The sequence below is a fragment of the Desulfobacterales bacterium genome, from assembly GCA_030066985.1.
Taxonomy (GTDB): Bacteria; Desulfobacterota; Desulfobacteria; order Desulfobacterales; family JAHEIW01; genus JAHEIW01.
In genome coordinates this window covers 66,516-88,671 of record JASJAN010000021.1, presented here as the reverse complement: position 1 = coordinate 88,671, position 22,156 = coordinate 66,516, and the positions used below count along the sequence as shown (strand labels likewise).

The following is a 22,156-nucleotide window of genomic DNA, read 5'->3' as shown; positions in this document are numbered from 1 at the left end:
GAACAGCAGCCGTATCTGAATCATATTGATCTGGGCGTGTCAAGTCATAATCTAGTCATTTTTGGAAGCCCAACCCTGTAAAATCAACCCTTCACGAGGATTGTCATTTCTTAATTGTTTGTATTATCAAAGATTTCTCAACATGCATATCATTCCAGGTGAGCCGATTTCATCCTCAAAGTCCGGATGACATTTGTGCGCCACAATTTTAAATCCATGCTTTTCGTAGGCGCGCTGAGCAGGACGATTTCCGATGTATAAGTTGATTTGGGCCCTCTGAAAACCCTTCTGACGACCTTTTTCAAGAATTACCGTCAGCAAACGGTCAGCCAATCCCTTGCGGCGATACGCAGGCAACGTGGCCACACTATCAATGATCCAGGCCCCTTTGACGTTATCAGGTATACAACAAAGTACCCGCTCTGCACGGTTGTTGGCTTCTGGGCTTGGACCAAGATACCCGAGTTTTCTAAAAACTTCCGGCATAGCCTTTTGAAGTGCTATGTATCCTAATCGACTCGGATCGTATCCACCTAACCCTGCTGCTGGTTTGCCATCGGATTCCGCTATCAGGTAGCATGAATGATGAAAGAGATGCGGTGTAGTGGTTACCGCCAGGTGTTTAAGAAATATTAGGCACTCTTGTTCTGTGCCGCCTAATATGACCTCCCAGATTCCCCTGGTGACGTGGGCCCTTCCCGCGATGATCATGAGCCAGGCCAGAAAATCAGCGTCTTCAGCCCGGGCCTGTCTGATGTGAATACCCATTATCGTCCTTGTTATGCGCTTTGAGAATCAAAGACTAAAATGATGAGTGTCAAATGTTTTTTGGGAAAGTAAAGCTCTGCATCGGAATTGAATAGCTTCTCTATTTTGTTCAAATTGTGCTAATCGGAAATATCAAAAAATCTTCGAGGAAAGATGGCGATGGCATTGTTCGCCTCCATTTGATGGCAAGGGTCATCCCAATAGGCAATCATTATCCAGCTCTGACACCATTCGGAACCGGTCTCTCCGGAACTGCCATGACCGGCGTAATGTCGTCGGCATAACCCAGATCAAACAACATACCCTCTGACACTTCGCCCATCATTTCGCGCGGTTCAAGATTTACTACAAATAGTGCCTGCAGACCGACAATTTCTGCTGGATCCGCTCGCTCTGTCTTAATACCGGCCAGGATATGACGGTGATGGTCGCCAAAATTTACACGCAATTTGACCAATTTGTCGGCTTGTTCAACCGGTTCCACCTTTTCGACGGTCCCGATGCGAATGTCAATCTTCTCAAATTCCTTAAAGGTAATGGTCGGTTTGATTGGTGCCACCTCTATTGTTTCCATTTGCATGCCTTCCATTTTTTAAGTCAATTCAATTTATGACCTCAAAATTTACAAGCTTTCAGGTGTCAATGTTCAAAAGTTCCGCCAGATGCGGTTCAGGTGTCAGGTTTCATGTGTCAGAAAAAAGATGCCATGCAAAGATGATTTTCATCAAATTCGTAGTCCTGACACCTGACACCTGAACACTGAAACCCTAGATTTAAACCACAACACTCACAAGCGCCGCCACACCAAAGGCCAGAATAATGACCCCGGAAATCCTGTTGACCAACGCCAGCTTGCCCTCGCTGATTTTATGGCGAAAAATGGCGGTTGCACCGCTCAACAGCAACCACCAGGTCGCTGAGCCGATAAAGACGCCGATGACCATCAGACCCGCTGCGGCATAGTGGATGGATTCGCTGACAACCCCCATCCCGGCAAATACGCCCGCGAAAAAAAGGATGGTCATTGGATTGGTAAGGGTTAAGAAAAAAGTGGTGCCATAGGATGAAAGCGCATTGCTATCTTTTACTAAAAGGCTCTGCGAAGACGGTTTGCTTGCAAAAGCACGTATTCCCAGATAGCAAAGAAAAAGGCCACCGATGATTCGAAACCAAATAGATTGATCCACCAAAAAATCAGAAATAAAAGTTAAACCAAACGCGGCAATGAAACCATAAACTGCGTCAGCGGTGGCGGCCCCCAACCCGGTGACCAGTCCTTGGAAATTGCCGTTTGATAATGTGCGCTGGATGCACAGGATCCCAATGGGCCCCACCGGTGCGGCAATTGAAAAACCGATAATCATGCCCTTGATAAATAAGCCCCATTCCATCATTTTTTATCGACTTCCACCACTGACACACTCGGGTTTTCGTTGACAAGCAACTGAAAGACATCCGGGCGGGCGTAATGTCCTACCACGTCGAAATCAAATTTGCTGCGGGCAATGGCGCCTAAATCCAGATTGGCATACAGGAAGCCTTCTTGATCATACATCGGGCCAGCCAAAACTTTTCCCAGAGGCGAAATTATGACGCTGCCGCCGCGGCACATGATCTCAGGCTGCTCGTCCAATTCCTTTAAGTCTTTCAAATCATCCGGATACATATCCTTGGTCATATACTGGTTGCATCCCAATACGAAACAGCGTCCTTCACATGCAATGTGACGTAGTGTGGCCTGCCAGGTATCTCTGGCATCGGCTGTGGGCGCTAGGTAAATATCCACGCCCTTGTTATACATGGCCATACGGGCCAGCGGCATATAATTTTCCCAGCAGATCAACCCGCCAATGTTGCCGATATCAGTCTGAATAACGGTGAGCGTGCTGCCATCGCCTTCACCCCAAATCAGTCGCTCTCCGGCGGTGGGTTTCAGTTTTTGATGTTTGCCCAGCAACCGGCCATCGGGTCCGAAATACAAAAGTGTGCAATACAGGGTGCCGCTGCTGCGCTGCATGTCTCGCTCGATAATACCCATCGCCAGATAGACGTTGGCCTTTTTGGCCGCTTCTGCCAATTTTTGCGTTGTGGGGCCAGGGACTTCCACTGTGTTTTCCCAGTAGCGTTGCCAGATCCTACGTCCCACCGGGCTGCGGCTACCCACTACCGTGCCAAACGCCAAACCCCTTGGGTAAGCCGGGATATATGCTTCAGGAAACAAAATAAGTTGGGCACCCTGTGCAGCTGCCTGTTCGATCAACGCACAGGCTTTGTCCACAGTAGCTTCGCGATTAAACAGTATGGGCGCTGCCTGTACGACAGCCGCCTTTACATCTTGATTTTTTGTGGCCATTTTACCTCGCGTTTCTGCCATGCGATATGGTGCTGATAAAAAGATCTGCACAGGCTATTCGATTTCTTTAGAGATCACACTCAAATCATTGCGATAATCCCAGCCCATTTTTTTCCAGAATCGAATACCGCTGTCGTTGGTGTTGAATATAAACAGGTGGCATTTTTGAATTCCGATTGATTTAAGCCCCGACAAACATTTTTCAATAAGTGATCGGCCGATGCCCTGATTCCTGCAATCGTGGCGCACGGCAAGGTGGTGAAGATAACCCCGGCGACCATCGTGCCCGCACAGCACCGCTCCGATGACCGCATTCGCGTTTTTGGCCACAAAGCTTAAAGCAGGATTGCGATTTAGATAGGCATTTAGATTTTCTTTTGAGTCTGCGTCACTCAGGCCGATGCCTTTGCAGCGCTTCCAAAGCATCAAGACCTGATTATAATCTGCGATTGAAAATTCAGAGATATTGATCTGCATAGGGGGCAGCCTGTTTTCTGGATTATCAAGTCAGCCTTTGAAAAGATGGGCTGCTGTATGATGGGTGCTAAATTAGATAAATTTAGGTGTTTCTGTGATTAGATGCAAGCGCTTTTAGGACTTTACATATCGGGGGTAGGTGCGCTTGGCATTTTCTGCTGCTTTCAGGTCAATGCTCATGGTTAAAAATGGCGTCATTTTTGATGTAAGCCCTATGATTTCACCTTCTTCAGGCTCGATAATCCAGCCGGCACCGCCCCAATCAGGTCCATCTGTGCGGGATCCAGTATGATTTGAGGACAGGCAGTATGCGCCGGATACTATCGCTGCAGCTCGTCCGCCCGCGAGCCATTTATCGACTGAAGCCTTGGGAGTGGCCCGGGGGCAGACGATCAGATGAGCGCCCTGTTGCGCGTAATTCCTGGCATGTTTGTTAAACCACAGTTCGGTGCAGATGAGGAAGCCCACTGTGGCCTGTCCGCACTGCATCACGCTGAAATCGTCGTCACCCCGCTGATACCATGATGCTTCCCAGAAACCACGCTCATCGGGAAGGTAGGTTTTGCAATGGATGGGGCGATAACCTGCGGCAGCCTCCCAGCAGAAGCCTTCATTTAACCGACGGTTGTCTTTTACCACCGGCCGGGTGCCCAGAACGGCGGCCGGTGCCAGATCTTTAAGGCAAGTTATCCATTTATCGGTCGCCTCTATGGAAGCTTGCCAGCGTTTAGCGTCAACTTTTTTAGCAGACGCCAGCCAGGGATAGAAGGGCATTTCAGGGAGCAAAACCAATTCGCTGGCAGCAGATTTGACGTGGTCGACCAATGCGTTCCAATCTTGCTCAAAGCGGTCTGGCTGGTTGTGCATTTCACAGACCGTGACCCTCATGCCCCGGCTCCTCATTTATTCGTTAGCGCGTAAAGATATCAATCACATGGCCTTCGGAAGTTTCGCACAGGCCGTAGCCGCCACTTTTGAATCCCATCACTTTATCCGACAGCCTGAATTTACACCGCATTTCTGTACCGCGATCGCCGAACAAAAGTGCTTGTGCATTGCCGGGAAATTCATTTATGGCCGGGTATTCTTTGCCCGATGCCCCTACCATAGGTTCGCTAAGAAGCTTGCCCGAAAATTTCTCTCCGCCGGGCATGACAATATGAATTTTGGCGGATCCGAATTTTTCGTCTTCATATTCAAAAAAAACGCGCTTGCCCGAATAGCGATCGATACCTTTCATCGTTCCGGAACAAGATGCCGCGGCGATAACCAATGCAGTTATAAGAATGAAACCTAACTGCCTTTTCATTTTGCTATCCTTTCCTTATTAGGTGGGGAAGGGTACAATACCGGATTCATCTCCCAATTGACACCTTCGGGTGCGACAGTGGATTTGAGTGAGGTGTAATGGGCTTCAGGCTGAATCGGCGGATTTTTTGTATTGATATTGCTTATAAAGGATATATCCGCCCCATACAAGTGCGAATATCATCAAAACACAACCCAAAAGATGTGCCCAATATGCCAGCGTATGATCGTATTGAATCCAGCCCAATTTTTTAAGAATAAATTCCCAATCATGGAATCCGTATGGCGAGGTACGCCCGGTGTTACCGCCTAACAATGGCAAACTCAACGATCGTGCATCGTTGATATACGGAGCCAGATCTAGAAAATTTTCGCCAAACCACCACAAAGCAAAGGCAGCAGCAAAAGTATCACGGGTCTTGATTAAAAAAACCACCAGGCAAACGAGCGGTATCAGCAATTGGCCGAGGCTGCCGCCCAAAGAGGTCATAAATTCGCCAAAGGGTCGAAATATAAGGTGGCCGGCTTCGTGAAAAGGCAGATTGACCAGATGCCAGAAAGACGCCATAGCATAATGGTTTTTCATGGGGGTCAGAATAAATTTGATACTCCATATCAAAATGATGGCAAATACAAGGCTGCGGCCTATCAAAATAAGCGAATTGGTCTCAGGCTTCACATACAAAAATAGATTTTTTGCAAATTCCCAGCCAGCTTTGTTTTTTGGAACCGCGAGGGGCGTATGGGCAGTTTTCTGTGCCGGATGTTTTTTAACGTTGAGATATTTAGCAAAAATAACACAGCATTTTTGGCATTCAATGCCATCAAGGGTCTGTTCAAAACCGCATTTAGGGCAATTCATGAGCGTTTATCCTATTGAACGGCTAAAGACCAAAACATGCTGATTTGATTTATTCTAGTAAGAAAGGCAGCGCCCGGTATTGGGTCGCTGCCTTTGTAAGATTTTGGGTCACTGGGTGTTGGTTTAGCTGGATCGATGATCAATCCAGATAAAGTGTTTGTGTTTCGGGCACCGCGTTGCTTCGCGCTGGCCGTTTTGTTTTCTTTGCGTGTTCTTTTCTTTTTTTTCGTTCTTTTACGATAATAATTAACATGACGACAATCACGCCGATTTCTGAAAGCAGCAATAAACCCTGAGAGATAAGGTCCTTCATTACGATCTCCTGTAATTAAAACCCGAATCTTGCAAAATACAAGTATAACATAATATCGGTTAAATTTGGCGAAACTTTAGCATGAAGTCGGTTGATCCGCCAGGCTATTAAGTTTGATTTTTATTTAATTTAATATAGTTATATTATAAATTTAAACGAATTGTTTAATTAAATAGGTGAAAGGTAATTCCGGGTTCAAATTTTATCAAATAAATTTTACGCCAATTCCGTAGTTGTGCATGGCGTCTTCATTGGCAGCTTCTTTGCACCACCTGACAATAGAGCTGTAAGTTTTTGGAGCAGATTTAAAGGGTTGGGCGTCAAATTTAATTTTTATTTTCGTGCCGGGTTTGAAAGCAACTGCTGATTCCAATAGCATACCATCATTGCTGAAATCTTTTGTTTGGGCGTAGCTCAACGAACCAGAATTGACATCTTCTATGATGACAGTTGCCCGATGCATAAAGCGCTTATTTCTTCTAAAACCGGTTGCCGCACTGGTTTCAGCAAATGATGGTCGGCGCACACCGAATTTATCAGGTGTCAACATCTTCTCAGACGGCTGAGTTGATGGCGAATCTTTTGGTGATTTTTTCTGAACGCTGCCTTTGTTGCACTGCGGGCAACCGCGTCCTTTTATTCGTGCTTTGACTGTTTGCTCCCATTCATGTCCTTCTTCACAAATCCACCATACTTTTTTATTAAAGCCCGGTGGTAAATTCCGCAGATTTAAACCGCTATTTTTCGTTAGATGCCATTCTTTGATGAGATCGGTGTTGGCAAGCAGCATTTCGCTGTTATCCGCCGTTGTGGATTTGTGGCACGATGGGCAGTTAGTGCCGCGGTTTCGGCTGTATACGGTTGCCTGCCATTCATGGCCCCTGCTGCATATCCACCATATTTTTCGACCTGAGCCGGGAGTCACGTTTCGGGGATTTAATTCCCCGTTGCGAGTCGGATGCCATTCCTTGGCAAGGCCCGGATTGATGACGGCTAGATTATACTGTTCAGTTGCTTTTGGCATGTTAATTTAATTTAAGTATTTATTTCAATTAGTTATATAGATAATTGAATCCCAGCACTGAAATTTTTCACTTTTCTTAAGTACTATAATTCATAGAGGAAGGCTGATCAAATATCAACCTCTTTATTTAGAAAAAAAAGTCACAATGCGATGAATACTCAGCACCGGCGGTCAAAAATGAATGTAGCGCGATTAAAATCCTGACCTGTTTTAATGGTTTTACGAACAGGGGTGCATCCTGCGAACCAGCAGACAGGTCAAGAATCTATCTGTTTGCTGCAGCGCTTAATGGCTTGGGCTTGGGGTTTCGCTTTACGATGCCGATCACATTTGGCAGGGGCCATGGTAACGATCCCTTGTTGGCATCACTTGAGCCGACTTCATAACTACCAACGAATTCAAATTCTCTATCGGCGACTTTGATGTATAACTGAGCCTGGGGTCCGCCTTCGGTATACATGGCACGTGATATGTTAAGGGGAAGTGCTTTAAGGATATTTATCAGGTCATGGGTGCTATATAACGATCGCACATGAATGAATAAAACATTGTTCTGCGTATCGACACCAATAGCTGACGTGCTCCAGCGCCGGGGCTGCTGTTTCCAGACATTTTTACCAGTGCATGATATCATGCGGATACTTTGAATCAGGGTGGCATATTTTTTTTTCCAGAAATTGTAATCCTCACATTGGCGATCAATAATTTTTACTTCCGAAACGCCGCTATCCAGCCGGTCAAAGGCGAGGATCGTCATGTCCTTGGACAATCTAGGGTTATTGACATGCCCTTTTCTGCGCATTAAGGATACACTGGTTTTGTAATCGGTCTGATACATACTGGCATTGATCACAGCCGTCAGACCGTTTTGGCGGCACCATTGTTTAGGCGTAATTGGAGAGCCATTTTGGATAGCCGAGGTGTTGAGCAACCGCAACTGATAATAGGTCGGATCAATTCGCAACACCCTTACCAGTGAATCCCCGACTTCAGCCCGCAAGGGGGATAGAAAGGTGCCCAATTCTATGCCTTTATCAAGCTTCTGCCAGCCAATGGCTTGGCTGTTTTCGCCGGCTTGAGTGATCACTGCCGCCGCAGCGAATAGAATCAAAATGGTCAAAGAAATGGTTGGTAAACGAATCTTCATATCAAGTTTTGAAAACCGATGTGCGGTGTTTTTGAGACACCCTTATGGGGTGTTTGGCAGCCTGTGATACTCAAATCTTACACACAACCGTCACCCAAAGGCAAATTAAATCTTAAAGCGACATGGGGGACCCTTTTGGGGTAATGGAAGTTTGTTGAATAAGACTGAATCGCCTTGTGAAAAGGTTCGAGGTGAAAAGTATCCCTGAAGAATGACTGCACATACAAGCCGCTGAATCGTGCAACATTCAGGCATTCGTTTGGAAGCAAACCGGGGATGGTCGTCTGAGCATATCACTCAGTGACCATCCCCGGTATGTTGCGATCAGAGGATTTGGAGTTGAGAACGGTCTAATAACTACAAATACATTCGCAAACAGCAGCAGCGTCTAAGTTTATCCAAGCTCTGATGTGCAAAAGCCACAGCGGGTCGCCTTGATGGGTATTTCTGAAAAACAATGCGGGCAATCCTTGGTGGTAGGCTCCTCTGGCGGCGCTTCTTCTTCTCGTTTCAATTTATTGAGGCCTTTAATAACGATAAAAATAGCAAAAGCGACAATCAAAAAACTGATGATCGTATTAATGAACACACCATAATTAACGGTGACTGCACCTGCTTTCTGCGCTTCTGCCACTGTGGCAAACGGGCCGGCAACAGATCCCTGTTTGATGACGGCAAAGAGATTGGAAAAATCCACATTGCCCAGCAGCATGCCGATCGGCGGCATGAGAACGTCAGCAACCAGTGACTTGACAATCGTTCCAAAGGCAGCTCCAATGATAATGCCGACGGCCATGTCGACCACATTGCCCCGCATGGCAAATTCTTTAAATTCTTTAAACATCTTCCCCCTCCTTTCATAATGACCCGGATATCCGATTGAATAAAGGCCTGAAGATATGGCGTCAAGCCCATATGTCTTTTAGGATAACCGCTGGTCAGACATTTGCTGCACCCACCTGTCGTTCTTCTATTAAAATTTTGATATGTCTTTCGTCATGTGAAGGAATCATTAGCAACCACATCCGCAGCCGCAACCGCCAGTATGTGCAGTGGTTTCTGCCAGAGCCTTGACAACCTCTTTGCTATCGGCTGGTTGCACTTTTGCAATTTTTACTTTCAGAAAGAAACTTGCATTTTCTTCAAACAAATCATGAATCGGCAGAAAAAGATGCCCTGTATACTGATGGTGTTCTTCTCTGTTGAGGCGCAACTTAACGATGTCGCCCTCTTTTTTATGGATTAATTCATATTCAAAGGGGCACATACCGGATGGACCGATACCGAAGATAAACTCATATTGCAACGCGGTCGGGGTAAGGTCCATTCGTTCGGTGGTGGTGCCGGCTTCCATCTTTAGTGTCACTTTTTGTAGGTTTTCGATTTTGTTCATTTTTATCATCCTTTATTCAACAGTGAGGATATTTTTAAGGTTTTGGGTGTCAGGTTTCAGGTGTCAGTGCTCAGAAGACAAATGTCAGAAGACAGAAGACAGATAAAAAAATAGAAAAAGAAGCAGATATATTTCCTCTGTTTGCTGTTTGTTGACACCTGAAACCTGACACCTGAATCCGCCTGCGGCGGAACTCCTGGAGAAATTTCCGGCTGCTTAAAAAACTGTTATAAGCATTAAACGGCACCGATCTATGACATAAATCCTATTCCAAATGCTTAGGCGGTTTCCCAATTTTATCTCCCAGCGCGCGTTCTCTATTTTTAGCGATCTGAGCAGATATTTCAGTTATGGCATTTAGGATCCACATAGCGGTCTGAGAACCTCGGTTGTAATTGGCTTCTCCAAATGACTGGACACGGTTTTGCTTCTGCAAATTGTTGACTTGGGCAAATTCTTTGCTGGATTCAGGCTGATAGACCGCAAAAGTTCTACCACCGTAGCGGTTGATTAATGAGAAAACAGGAATATCGCTGGGGCCGTCGGCAATATAGACCATGTTTTGAAACGGCACGCGGCGATCCGCGTCGGGGATCATGGCATTTACATCAATATCTGGAATTTTATTGCTGCCTTTGTTGATTTCAAAAACGGCTCTGGTCTTGGTTGTATTGTCCAGTGCATACGCAATTTGTGAGAGCGTCCTGGGATCCTGCGAAGCGGTCTTTGAGGTGCTATCCAAATATCCGGGCGGCGGTGCGTCTTCCACAAATTCGCAACCCCAAACACCATCGACATACGGCGCAATTTTGCTGCCCAAGATCATTTGTCTTAAACCTGTTGAGACGATGTAATGTTCCACTTGAATATCGTGTTGCCGATATTCGGCGTTTGTTGCCACAAATTTTTTAATTTCCTCAAAAAATTGCGGCAGCCCCTGATAGAGTTCTATTTTATGGCCAAGCTGTCTTAGCCTGGCATTATTGAGTCCTTTAAACTTTCCCTCGCGGGTATAGGTTAATATATGATTTAAATACAGCGTGTCTGTAGAGATCAGATCTAGCCCATTTTTTTTGTATTGGCTGGGCAATTGTTCTACTTCTTTCCAGAAAGTTTTGGGGTCAATTCCATACCGTTCAAATATCGGTGCCTGCATGTAGCCAGGACTCAACGTTTTGTCAAAGTCCCAGATGCAGGCGATGATATTCTGCAGAAAAAGAGGTTGGGTCATATCTGATTTCCTGAATAAAAACGACTGTCTTGATTTTTAGTATAAATTGAATTTTGAATCAAATTATAAATTTTATAAACAAGGTTCCGGGGTTCAAGGTTTAGGGTTCAAAGGTTGGAGCAATATCAGAAAGCAATCAGATCATATTTCGAAAGAATGAACGCGCGGTGTGAAATCGGAACCTATTAATTTCAAAACCTTGAACATATAACCTCTGAACCCTGAACCCTGAACCTTTGAACCCAGAACCCTTACCGATGAAAGATATTTGCAGACCACGCATTTATTGGTATATACTAAACTAAAAAATAAAACCAATCCATCAAATAAACTGAAAGGCGTGGCTATGATTGAAAAAGTCATCATTATGGGGGCAGCCGGTCGAGATTTTCATAATTATAACGTCTACTTTAAAGACAATTCACGTTATGATGTGGTCGCTTTTACTGCCGCACAGATTCCTGATATTGCTGGTCGTCTGTATCCGCCTGAGCTTGCCGGCGAACTATATCCCAAAGGCATTCCCATTTATCCGGAAGACAGTCTTGCCGAGCTGATTCGACAGCACCAGGTGGATCTGGTGGCTTTTTCATACAGCGACGTCCCGCATGTGGAAGTCATGCACAAAGCCTCTTTGGCTATGGCAGAGGGAGCCGATTTTATTCTGATTGGTGCGCCCTATACCATGCTTAAATCCTCGAAAACCGTTGTGGCCGTATGTGCGGTTCGAACGGGATGCGGGAAATCCCAGACCACGCGCAAGGTTTGTGAGGTCCTAAAGAAAAACGGCAAACAGGTAGTGGTCGTGCGTCACCCAATGCCATATGGTGACCTTAGAAACCAGATCGTGCAGCGATATTCAACTTATGAAGATTTTGAAAAACACCAATGCACGATTGAAGAAAGAGAAGAATTTGAGCCCTTAGTTGAGCAGGGCATCGTGGTCTATGCCGGGATCGACTATGGCAAGATTTTAACCGAAGCCGAAAAAGAAGCCGATGTTATTATCTGGGATGGCGGGAACAATGACACCCCTTTTTATAAACCGGATTTGCATATTGTTCTTTTTGATCCACACCGGGCTGGCCATGAATTGCTGTATTTCCCTGGAGAGACCAATATGATCATGGCTGACATTGCCGTGATTAACAAAGTCGATTCCGCACCGGCGCAAAAAGTCTGGCAGGTCAGAAAAAACATCGAAGAATATGCTCCTGGGGCGCAAATTGTCCTGGCGGAGTCGTCTCTAGTGGTTAAGCAGCCGGAAATGATCCGGGGTAAACGCGTCTTGGTCATTGAGGACGGGCCGACCCTCACCCATGGTGAAATGCCTTTCGGTGCCGGGATTGTTGCTGCCGAAACATTTGGCGCAGCTGAAATAATTGATCCACGCCCATACGCCGTCGGCTCTCTCAATGAAACTTACACGGTCTATCCGCATATCGGAAATGTGATACCGGCCATGGGGTATACGCCTGACCAGATCAGCGATCTTGAAAACACAATTAATACAGCTGATTGCGACCTGGTTTTGTTTGCCACTCCGATTCATTTGCCGCTGGTGCTGAATATAGAAAAGCCCACTGTGCGGGTAAGATATGAGTATCAGGATCATGGTGAGCTCACACTTGAGGCGCTGATAACAGCGCGGTTGGAATGATTTAACATTTTAGCGGGTTGCTGTGAGTTAGAGTTCTCGAGGACGAGCACGAGGACGACGACGAGGACGAAGATCTTAGGTGCCCTTATCGTACTCGTTCTCGTACTCGTCCTCGGTTGTGCTCCGATTGTGCATTATGTTATCAGGAGCGCCAGTAGCCAGTTGCCAGAATCAAGTCGCCAGGAGCAAGAAGCCAGCAGCCAGAGGCTGGCCAATGATATTATTTTTAGGGACAAGGCAAGAGCAAAATGAAAGATTTACTTAGACCGGTACTTCTGATTGCCTTGGGTGGCAATGCACTCATCCGTAAGGGTGAAAAAGGCTCTGTCGCGCAACAATTTAAGAATCTGGTGCTGCCCATTCGGCAAATCGCCAGGCTTTCACAGGACTACCGAGTTATTATTACCCACGGCAACGGCCCACAGGTTGGCAACCTTTTACTTCAGCAGGAAAGCTGCGCTGAAGTACCGAAACTGCCGCTTGAAATTTTAGTTGCCCAAACCCAGGGCCAGATCGGATACATGATTGAGTCGACTCTGGACAGCCAACTGATGGATTTGGGGGTCCACATCAAGCCGTTGATCAGTCTGATTACTTACGTGGTGGTTCATGAAGATGATCCAGCCTTTTCTCATCCAACCAAACCAATCGGACCGGTTTACAAATCGGAAAAAGATGTGCCATCCGGCTATCCGATCGTTAAAACCGCCAAAGGCCTCCGGCGCGTGGTGGTCTCGCCCAAGCCGGTGACCATCATTGAAAAACGCGAAATAAAGAAGCTCATCAATTCCGATTTTATCGTCATTTGCTGCGGAGGAGGCGGTATTCCTGTGGTACGGGAGGGCAGGGCGTTTCAAGGCGTTGATGCTGTCATCGATAAAGATCTGGCCAGCGCCAAGCTGGCCGAAGAGGTCGGCGTTGACATCTTCGTGATTGCAACCGATGTGGATGGCGTTGCCTTGAACTATGGAACTGCTGAGGAAGTATTTTTACGCGATTTAAACGTACAATCAGCTGCCCAATTGATTGCTGAAGGACATTTTGCTGCTGGATCGATGCGGCCTAAAGTTGAAGCGGCGGTTCAGTTTGTGCACAACGGGGGCAAACGCGCAGTGATCACATCGATCGAAGCGATTGGGTCGGCTGTAAACAGAGAGGCCGGTACCGAAATTACTTTATGACGGAATCAAAAACAAAATACAAAATCATTCGAGGGGTTGCATTCGGCGCCAGTGTGATCATTGCGCTCCAAATCCTGATAACCATTATCAGCGGTGCTGGGATTTGTTTAAACGACGGGTGCGAGGTGGTTAAAGGCTTAGCCTCGATATCGCCGCTTTATTTGAACATCGCAGGCTTGATATTTTTTCAATTGGTCTTTTGGCTGTCGTTCAATTTAAAGCCCAAAATGCTATTTGATATTGATGTCATTGGGCTGGTACTGGTCTCGGGTTTGGTTTTTGATTCAGCCCTGATGGCATATCAAATATTGATTGCCCATACGATCTGCGCCTATTGTTTGATGATATTTGCGTTTATGATTTTGTTGAATATGCTCTACGGCTTGCGACAGCTGGCTATCGGTTTTGCTGTTTTATCTGCCGTGGCGCTGTCATTTTCAATCCTAACGTTTTTTCCCATCAGCGCAAAATCAAAAACCTATTCACTGAAAAACGCATCTTACGGCGTTAAATCCTGCTCATCGCCAAGCAAACAGATCTTTCTGATATTTTCGTCTGATTGCCCGCATTGTCAAAACGTGATTGAAACACTCAACAATTGTAATAGCTGTGATTTATATTTGAATCCTATTGATACCATCACATCATTGGAACTCACAGGGCTTGAACTCAATCCGCACTTTGCCCCTGAAATTAACCGATTGATTCTTAACGTGCTGGAGATCAAAAGCGTGCCGGTTTTGGTGGTAAAGGACGCTGAAAGCTACAGGTTCATCAAAGGCGAAAACACGATTATAAACTTTATTCGCAGGGCCTGTTTTACGCATGACGAAGTGTTGTACCTTGAAGAATCACCGATCTCAAGCGACCAAGAGATTACGGTTTATACTGATAAAGACGAAGAATGCTCTTTGGTGGTCGATTGTGAAACCAACTAATACCCCTAAGATGGGTTCAACCATCACCAGCCGGTGCCGCTAGCACCTGCGGGCAGGATCAAACGATTATTGGATGTTTTCATTTTTTATCGGCGATGATCCAGGTGGTAAAGCAGTTGGGGCGCTCAATGGTTACAGATACGCCATCTAGGCTGATCATTTTTTCCATGTCAGCGGATTTTAAAAACCGGCTGCCCATCCCCAGGATTTTTTCAGCCAGAGCCAGCAGCTTAACACCGGTGTGCGTCAAGTCATACTCCTCTATCACCAGGCGGCCGCCGCATTTTAAAACGCGTAATAGATCACGAATGGCCCCCTGCTGATCGCTAAAATGATGCAGTGCATCGACAACAAGAATACGATCAAAAGATTCATCTGCAAACGGCAGTTGTTCGACCCGCGATCCAACAAGAAGAACTGGCTTGTGGCTGGCCTGCCTCAACATACGATAAGACAGATCACTGACGACTATATGTTCGATCAGACTGCTTAAGCGAGATGATACCCTGGCAGTCCCCCCACCGGCATCCAGCAAAAGACCCTTGCAGGGCAGGGCCAACAGCCGTTTGAATCGGGTTGTATCGGGTTTGCCGGCCAGGGAATCGTAAATGGGGGCGAGCAAATCAAAATGTTTCATGATCGCAATTTATTTGGGTTGTCCGGTTAGCCCGCTGGGCGGGCTGCAGGTCCTGGTGATACGGGATCAGGCCTGTTAAAATCAGACTAACATCTGATCGAGTTAACCGGCTAACCCACCGGAGGCGGACAAGCGGGTAACGGGCTTAACCTGATTACCTTTGCCGGCTTCAGACGAGACATCTGCATTTTAACGTCCAGCATTAAGCTGTAATTATGACAATATTCTGCAAACCGCAATATGGGATTGATTTTTGACGTTGGCTATATTAAAATTTTTAACATGAGAGTTGTGGGCGATCCTTAGCGTTTGGCAACTGCCAAATGGAGGTAACTGCCTGGAAATGTTAGCCAAGTACTAGAACATGGAGCACGGGATGACACATTGCATTTTACTAAATGCAGATTATACGTATCTGAATGTTGTTCACTGGAAACGCGCCATTTGCTTGCAGGCGAAAGGCAAGGTTGAGGTTTTAAAGGATTCTACCAAAACGGTAAGAAGTTCCAGTGGCGCTATTTTTAAAATCCCGGCGGTTATGCGTTTGATCAAACTGATCCGCACCATATATCGAACAGGGGTTGCCTTTTGCAAAAAGAACGTTTTTATCCGAGATGGATTTAAATGCGCTTATTGTGGAGCCCAACGAATTCGTCTTACCATAGATCATATTATTCCTAAATCCAGAGGCGGTAAATCCACTTTTGAAAATTGTGTGGCGGCCTGCAAACCCTGCAATATCAAGAAAGGCCATCAGACGCCTAGAGAAGCCAATATGTTCCTCAAAGTGAGGCCTGTCCAGCCGACGATTTCAGAATTTTTAAGGCTCAAACTTCAAAAACTCGGCATCAATGATCTATTAAGAGATCTGGGTGTTTACTAAGCACAAGGAAATCAGCGAATTTGGGCAGCACTCATATAAAATTTCCCCCCCAGAATATTGACCCGTTTGGTTTTAGTGCTGGACTTGTTTCGGACAGGTTTAAAAAAATAAGATAAGAGGTGAATATGAAACTTATTGTTGCGGGAACCGGGTATGTCGGACTTGTTCAGGCTGCTGTGTGCTCGGAATACGGTCACGAGGTATACGCCTATGATGTCGATCAAGCCAAGATCGATGCATTTTCCACCGGTCAGGCTGATGAAATCGAAAAATTTGTGATGGAGCCCGGTTTGTCCAATATTATTCGTGAAACCCACGGTAAATCCCTATTTTTTTCCAGTGACTTGAAGTCGATCATCGAAGGTACTGATGCCATATTTTTATGTCTGCCGACACCTTCTAATCTGGACGGCTCTACCAATTTGACCTATTTTGATGCTGCCGCCGAGCAAATTGCTGGGATTTTAGCGACTCGGAAAGATAACCGTCGCATCGTGTTGGTCAGCAAGAGCACGGTACCCATTGAGACCGCCAGACGCTTGGAAGGAATTATGAAAAACTGCGGTGTAGAGAATTTTGGCGTGGCTTCCAATCCTGAATTTTTAGCCGAAGGAACCGCTGTGAATCAGGCCCGCAGGCCAGATCGCGTGGTTGTGGGCTGCGACCATGAAGAAGATTTTAAAATTCTACGCCGTGTCTATTCGCAATTTGTACATCACGTTCGCATCAAATACATTGAGACCACGCCTGAAACTGCCGAGGCGATAAAATACGTCGCCAACACCATGTTGTTGACTTACATCTCATTTTGGAACGGTGTGGGCGCCAAGATCGGTGAAAAAATCGCAAATGTGAATATTGATGACCTTCGAATGGGTGTCACGGCTGACGACCGCATCAGCACCTGGGGCTCATTTGTCAGCAATGGCGCCGGCGGCAGCTGTTTCGGAAAAGATATTGCCTCCTTAATTTTTCAGTTGCGACGAATGAATGTCAGCACCAAAATGCTGGAGGCTTCTTTTGAGGTCAACGAATTCCAGAAAGTGTATCTGGTTGATCGTGCCATCAATGAGGCCGGTTTCAAATTTAACAATAAAAGCGTGGCAGTGTTGGGACTGGCTTTCAAAAAACACACCAACGATATGCGCGATGCATCATCTATCAAAGTTGTCGAAGCATTACTCGGAAAAGGCGTATCCCAAATCAATGCCTATGATCCATTGGCCAATGAATCAGCCCGGCAGGAGTTTGATCCTTCCCAAAACGTATTATTTGATAAAATTAAATATTTTGATTCGGCCAAAGATGCCATTAAGGACACCCAGGCGCTCTTTATATCTTCAGATTGTGAGGAATTTCGTGGATTTTCACGAACCATTGAAGATACCGTGACCCCTCCCTACCTGATTATGGACGGCCGCCGCATGATTCCGGATTATGATGAACTCGTGTCTAAAGACTACACTTATTTGGCAGTAGGCTCTGTGGTAATGCAGCCGTCCTGATGGCAACGCTGATATTGCTGCACTCAACGCCAAAAAATATTCTAAGCAGGACGTCACTATGATGAAAGGCATCATTTTAGCGGGTGGATCCGGTTCCAGACTGTTTCCCATTACTCTGGGGGTCAGTAAACAACTATTACCGGTTTATGATAAACCGATGATTTATTATCCTCTGTCTGTGTTGATGCTGTCCGGTATCAAAGAAATTTTGTTGATCTCGACTCCGGATGACCTGCCGATTTTCAAAAGAATTTTGGGCGATGGGTCCCAGTTGGGCTTGTCTTTTACTTTCAAAGAACAACCGCGCCCCGAAGGACTGGCACAGGCGTTCATTATTGGAAAGGAATTTATCGGAAGTGATCCCGTGGCGCTCATTCTGGGAGACAATATATTTTATGGTCCCAATTTATCAATGATCTTGAGCAAGGCAGTTCAGTTAAAGCGCGGCGGCTTAATTTTTGGATATCCGGTAAAAGATCCCCAGCGCTATGGCGTTGTCGATTTCGATGCTAGTGGCAACGTTATCGGAATCGAAGAAAAACCCCAACAACCGAAGTCCAATTATGCCGTTCCCGGATTGTATTTTTATGATAACGATGTCATTGACATTGCCCATCACCTTAAGCCGTCCAAACGCGGCGAGCTTGAGATCACCGATGTCAATATGGCGTATTTGCAACAGGGTAGACTCAGAGTAGAGCTTTTAGGACGCGGATATGCCTGGTTGGACACCGGAACCCATGAGGCATTGCAACAGGCGGCAAGTTACGTTCAGGCCATCCAGGAACGCCAGGGACTTAAAATTGCCTGTGTTGAGGAGCTGGCTTTTCGCTTGGGATATATCAGCAAAAAGCAACTTGAAAACCTTGCTCAGCGATTGGTCCAGAATGATTATGGGCGCTATTTGCTGGATATCGCCAATGATGTTGAGACCTCGATCTAACTGTCTGTATGGATCATGATCGTCTGCTGCGGCATCAAACGCCACAGTCGACACCCCCACCTTGCCGATCAAATCCTGCTGAAACTGTTTCCGGCATTTTTCTGAATAACCGCAGATGGACAGCGCGGCCCGAATGGTTCAATCCGCATCTGCGAATAGCACCGCTAATGGTATTTGCTTGACAGGATTTGGCAATCCAAGTAAAAAACTTAGTTTAATCCTAACTGGAGTGATTGGCAGGATTGATCCGCCTACGGCGGATTGCCACCGTGCCGGGGCGACCTGCCCCGGCGTTGTGTCGCGGCGACTTGTGGGGTCGACTTGTCCCGGCATAGCATGCCAATGCGAAGACGGAAGCCCCAAGCTCGGCAGAGCGAAAACGGAAGCTATTTACTGAAGCCCCAAGCTCAAAGAGCGCCCGTCCTCCGCAGCAGCCTGCATCAGTGGATGGGAAGTCGAAAGCTGAAAGCGAAAACCAAAGGGTTTCTAATTAAAAAAACGAAATGGATTGTTCAAACCGTTGCCCTGATCCTGCGGCCATCAATCGTAGAATTATAACACACAAAATTTGTACAAAATTAGATATAATTGATCTCTTCTTAATATTGTACACGCTCGATATAGGTTAATCCGAAAATAAAAATCGGAGGAATGCATGGATTATAAAAAGACGCTTAACCTTCCGAAGACCCGTTTTCCGATGAAAGCCAATCTTTCGAAGCGAGAGCCGGAACAACTTAAGCAGTGGGACAAGGTGGATCTGCACCAACACGTCCGAAATTCATCCAAAGGTCGGGAGCCGTTTATTTTGCACGACGGGCCGCCATATGCCAATGGCAACATCCATATTGGCACCGCCTTGAACAAAATTCTGAAAGACATCATCGTGCGGTCCAAGCAGATGGCAGGCTATGATGCGGTTTATGTTCCGGGCTGGGACTGTCATGGGTTGCCGATCGAGCATAATGTCGATTTGGAGATCGGGGAGAAGAAAAAAACACTCTCTTTGGCGGATGTTCGCAGGCTTTGCCGGGCATATGCTGAAAAATTCATTGATATCCAGCGCGATGAGTTTAAACGACTAGGCGTAATGGGGGACTGGGAAAATCCTTACCTGACCATGAACTATCAGTATGAGGCAATCATCGCCCGGGAATGTGGCAAATTTGCCCGCGATGGAAGCCTGTTTCGCAGCAAAAAACCGATCTATTGGTGTTTCACCTGTCAGACCGCACTTGCTGAGGCGGAAATTGAGTACCAGGACGAATCCGCTCCATCGATTTTCGTAAAATTTATTCTGCAAGATGATCTTGGCAAAGCGTTTCCAACATTGGCCGGCAAATCTGTTTACGTCGTTATTTGGACGACAACGCCCTGGACGCTTCCGGCCAACTTAGCCATTGCGCTGCACCCAGAGTTTGAGTACGTGGCCGTTGATGTCGGAAACGATTCGGTCTTTATTCTGGCGCGTGAGTTGATGGATTATTGTATGCAAACCTTTGGAATCTCAGATTATGAGGTCATTGCCGAGATTGACTCGCAAGCGTTGGAGAACAAGCGCTGTCGCCATCCGATGGTCGATCGGGATTCGCTTATCATTCTGGGAGATCATGTCACTCTGGAAGCCGGCACCGGTTGCGTTCATACGGCCCCCGGTCACGGTCGCGAAGACCATGAGGTCGGTCTCAAGTACGGCTTAGATGTCTATTCCCCGGTAGATGACCAGGGGTGTTTTACCGATGATGTTGCCTTTTTCAAAGGGCAATTTGTTTTTGATGCCAATAAAAATATCAATAAGAAGCTAAATGATCTGGGCGCGCTGGTCGCTGAGGGTCATATCGAGCATAACTACCCGCATTGCTGGCGCTGCAAGGAGCCGGTGATTTTCCGCGCCACACCGCAGTGGTTTATCTCAATGGACAAGATTGGCCTGAGGCAAAATTCCCTGGCCGCTATTGATACCGTCACATGGATTCCGCACTGGGGTCGCGAACGCATTTACGGCATGATTGAAAATCGACCGGATTGGTGTGTTTCACGACAACGCGCCTGGGGGGTTCCGATCACGGTCTTTTACTGTCAAGATTGTGAAACGATTCTATTGGATGAAGACGTTATGCGCGAAGTCTATTCTCAATTCGAGCAGCACGGTGCCGATATCTGGTTTGAAAAAGATATTTCCGATTTTCTTCCCGGTGATGTGGCCTGTGCCGGATGCGGCGGCAAGTCTTTTGTCAAAGAAAATGACATTCTTGACGTATGGTTTGATTCAGGCGTCAGTCACGCAGCAGTGCTCGAACCCAGAGCAGATTTGCAATGGCCGGCGGATCTATACTTAGAGGGAAGCGATCAGCACCGAGGCTGGTTTCACAGTTCGTTGCTGACGGCTGTGGGTACTCGAAAACAGGCCCCTTACAAAGCCGTATTAACCCATGGTTTTGTGGTGGATGCCGAAGGTCGCAAAATGTCCAAGTCGCTGGGAAATGTTGTTGCGCCCAGCGAGGTTATTGATAAATACGGTGCTGAAATCCTGCGATTGTGGGTGTCGGCAACCGACTACAGAGAAGATATCCGTATCTCTGAGAATATTTTAAAACAACTCAGCGACGCTTATCGGCGTATCCGCAACACCAGCCGGTTCATGCTAGGTAACTTGTTTGATTTCGATCCGGCTGCAGATTTGGTGCCCTATGAAGACATGCCGGAGTTGGATCGTTTTGCCTTGCATAAACTACAGGCGATAATTGAAAAAACGCTTAAGGCCTATGATCGCTATGAATATCATATTATCTATCATGCGCTCCATAATTATTGCACATTAGACTTGTCGGCATTTTATTTGGATATCCTCAAAGATCGGCTGTATACATCACCGCCGAAATCTAAAGCTCGCAAAAGCGCGCAGACGGTGATGTATTATCTACTGGATTCATTGGTGCGATTGATGGCACCGCTACTGCCGTTCACAGCTGAAGAAATCTGGACCCACATGCCGGAACACAGCGATAAAGTTCCAAGTGTTCACCTGGTCCTCCTGCCCGAGGACAATCCAAACTGGAAAGATGATCAGCTGGCTCAAAAATGGGATACGATTCTGAAAGTTCGGGCCGAGACGACCAAAGCTCTGGAAGAGGCCCGAGCAAAAAAACAAATCGGGCACCCTCTGGACGCCTCTGTTATCCTTTCTGTAGATGATAATTTATACAGTCTGCTTGAACCGTATGCGGATGATCTAAGATTTATTTTTATCGTTTCAAACGTATCGTTGCTCAAGGACGAAAAACTGGACGGCAGTTTTGTGAGTGAAAATCTTGAAGGCCTGGCCATTAAAATTGAAACCGCAGCAGGCAAAAAATGTGAACGCTGCTGGGTCTATGAAACCACTGTCGGAACGGATAGCTCTCAACCGACGATTTGCGAACGTTGCCAGAATGCGTTATCCGAAATATCTTAGAAGGTTCAGCGTTCAAGGTTCAGGGTTCAAAGGTTGGAGGTGTTCTGGCTCTGTCCACTGATATTGAATGATTAGCCGG

22 protein-coding genes are annotated in these 22,156 nt (G+C 46.4%); 7 read left to right on the top strand and 15 right to left on the bottom strand.

Annotated features, from left to right (window positions below; genetic code table 11):
- Positions 1-126: 126 nt before the first annotated feature.
- The 14 genes from QNJ26_12055 to QNJ26_11990 all read right to left on the bottom strand — a co-directional run bounded on the left by QNJ26_12055 (position 127) and on the right by QNJ26_11990 (position 10,876).
- The gene (locus QNJ26_12055; GenBank protein MDJ0986268.1) at positions 127-768 is read right to left on the bottom strand and encodes a GNAT family N-acetyltransferase; all 642 of its coding nucleotides are present in this window, start codon (positions 766-768) and stop codon (positions 127-129) included.
- A gap of 211 nt (positions 769-979) precedes the next feature.
- Complete coding sequence (locus tag QNJ26_12050) at positions 980-1,342, bottom strand: hypothetical protein (protein ID MDJ0986267.1); 363 nt, start codon at positions 1,340-1,342, stop codon at positions 980-982.
- 199 nt (positions 1,343-1,541) lie between these two features.
- Positions 1,542-2,162 carry a LysE family transporter gene (locus tag QNJ26_12045; GenBank protein ID MDJ0986266.1) on the bottom strand — a complete coding sequence of 207 codons (621 nt, stop codon included), beginning with the start codon at positions 2,160-2,162 and terminating at the stop codon, positions 1,542-1,544.
- Positions 2,159-3,121 (bottom strand): carbon-nitrogen hydrolase family protein, encoded by a 963-nt coding sequence (locus QNJ26_12040; GenBank protein ID MDJ0986265.1) that lies wholly within the window; start codon positions 3,119-3,121, stop codon positions 2,159-2,161. The genes QNJ26_12045 and QNJ26_12040 overlap by 4 nt, the downstream gene beginning before the upstream one ends.
- 54 nt (positions 3,122-3,175) lie before the next feature.
- A complete protein-coding gene (locus tag QNJ26_12035; GenBank protein MDJ0986264.1) occupies positions 3,176-3,598 on the bottom strand; it encodes a GNAT family N-acetyltransferase in 423 nt (140 codons plus the stop codon).
- A 114-nt stretch (positions 3,599-3,712) separates the two neighbouring features.
- The gene (locus QNJ26_12030; GenBank protein ID MDJ0986263.1) at positions 3,713-4,486 is read right to left on the bottom strand and encodes a carbon-nitrogen hydrolase family protein; all 774 of its coding nucleotides are present in this window, start codon (positions 4,484-4,486) and stop codon (positions 3,713-3,715) included.
- A gap of 22 nt (positions 4,487-4,508) precedes the next feature.
- On the bottom strand, positions 4,509-4,907 hold the full coding sequence (locus QNJ26_12025) for a hypothetical protein (protein MDJ0986262.1): 399 nt from the start codon (positions 4,905-4,907) through the stop codon (positions 4,509-4,511).
- A gap of 105 nt (positions 4,908-5,012) precedes the next feature.
- Entirely contained in the window at positions 5,013-5,768 is a 756-nt protein-coding gene (locus QNJ26_12020) for a zinc ribbon domain-containing protein (GenBank protein ID MDJ0986261.1), read from the bottom strand.
- Positions 5,769-5,907: 139 nt separating this feature from the next.
- Positions 5,908-6,081, bottom strand: a complete 174-nt coding sequence (locus QNJ26_12015; GenBank protein MDJ0986260.1) for a hypothetical protein — start codon at positions 6,079-6,081, stop codon at positions 5,908-5,910.
- Positions 6,082-6,286: 205 nt separating this feature from the next.
- Positions 6,287-7,105, bottom strand: coding sequence for a zinc-ribbon domain-containing protein (locus QNJ26_12010; protein ID MDJ0986259.1), 819 nt, complete (start codon positions 7,103-7,105; stop codon positions 6,287-6,289).
- A gap of 265 nt (positions 7,106-7,370) precedes the next feature.
- Positions 7,371-8,252, bottom strand: a complete 882-nt coding sequence (locus tag QNJ26_12005; GenBank protein ID MDJ0986258.1) for a phosphodiester glycosidase family protein — start codon at positions 8,250-8,252, stop codon at positions 7,371-7,373.
- A 394-nt stretch (positions 8,253-8,646) separates the two neighbouring features.
- A complete protein-coding gene (gene mscL, locus QNJ26_12000) occupies positions 8,647-9,096 on the bottom strand; it encodes a large conductance mechanosensitive channel protein MscL (GenBank protein MDJ0986257.1) in 450 nt (149 codons plus the stop codon).
- A gap of 168 nt (positions 9,097-9,264) precedes the next feature.
- A complete protein-coding gene (locus QNJ26_11995) occupies positions 9,265-9,645 on the bottom strand; it encodes a hypothetical protein (protein ID MDJ0986256.1) in 381 nt (126 codons plus the stop codon).
- Between the two features lie 265 nt (positions 9,646-9,910).
- Positions 9,911-10,876 (bottom strand): hypothetical protein, encoded by a 966-nt coding sequence (locus tag QNJ26_11990; GenBank protein MDJ0986255.1) that lies wholly within the window; start codon positions 10,874-10,876, stop codon positions 9,911-9,913.
- 346 nt (positions 10,877-11,222) lie between these two features.
- Here QNJ26_11990 and QNJ26_11985 point away from each other — a divergent pair, with 346 nt between their 5' ends.
- The 3 genes from QNJ26_11985 to QNJ26_11975 all read left to right on the top strand — a co-directional run bounded on the left by QNJ26_11985 (position 11,223) and on the right by QNJ26_11975 (position 14,655).
- The gene (locus QNJ26_11985) at positions 11,223-12,536 is read left to right on the top strand and encodes a cyclic 2,3-diphosphoglycerate synthase (GenBank protein MDJ0986254.1); all 1,314 of its coding nucleotides are present in this window, start codon (positions 11,223-11,225) and stop codon (positions 12,534-12,536) included.
- 248 nt (positions 12,537-12,784) lie between these two features.
- Positions 12,785-13,717, top strand: a complete 933-nt coding sequence (arcC, locus tag QNJ26_11980) for a carbamate kinase (protein ID MDJ0986253.1) — start codon at positions 12,785-12,787, stop codon at positions 13,715-13,717.
- Positions 13,714-14,655 (top strand): hypothetical protein, encoded by a 942-nt coding sequence (locus QNJ26_11975; protein MDJ0986252.1) that lies wholly within the window; start codon positions 13,714-13,716, stop codon positions 14,653-14,655. The genes arcC and QNJ26_11975 overlap by 4 nt, the downstream gene beginning before the upstream one ends.
- A gap of 79 nt (positions 14,656-14,734) precedes the next feature.
- Here the strand turns inward: QNJ26_11975 and QNJ26_11970 are convergent, their stop codons facing one another.
- Complete coding sequence (locus QNJ26_11970; protein MDJ0986251.1) at positions 14,735-15,292, bottom strand: class I SAM-dependent methyltransferase; 558 nt, start codon at positions 15,290-15,292, stop codon at positions 14,735-14,737.
- A gap of 376 nt (positions 15,293-15,668) precedes the next feature.
- On the opposite strand from QNJ26_11970, the gene QNJ26_11965 reads away from it, so the two are divergent.
- The 4 genes from QNJ26_11965 to ileS all read left to right on the top strand — a co-directional run bounded on the left by QNJ26_11965 (position 15,669) and on the right by ileS (position 22,077).
- A complete protein-coding gene (locus QNJ26_11965; GenBank protein ID MDJ0986250.1) occupies positions 15,669-16,175 on the top strand; it encodes an HNH endonuclease in 507 nt (168 codons plus the stop codon).
- 125 nt (positions 16,176-16,300) lie between these two features.
- Complete coding sequence (locus QNJ26_11960) at positions 16,301-17,680, top strand: nucleotide sugar dehydrogenase (GenBank protein ID MDJ0986249.1); 1,380 nt, start codon at positions 16,301-16,303, stop codon at positions 17,678-17,680.
- Between the two features lie 61 nt (positions 17,681-17,741).
- Positions 17,742-18,623 (top strand): glucose-1-phosphate thymidylyltransferase RfbA, encoded by an 882-nt coding sequence (rfbA, locus tag QNJ26_11955; protein ID MDJ0986248.1) that lies wholly within the window; start codon positions 17,742-17,744, stop codon positions 18,621-18,623.
- A 655-nt stretch (positions 18,624-19,278) separates the two neighbouring features.
- Positions 19,279-22,077: an isoleucine--tRNA ligase gene (gene ileS, locus QNJ26_11950; GenBank protein MDJ0986247.1), complete on the top strand. Its 2,799-nt coding sequence runs from the start codon at positions 19,279-19,281 to the stop codon at positions 22,075-22,077.
- Positions 22,078-22,156 lie beyond the last annotated feature (79 nt).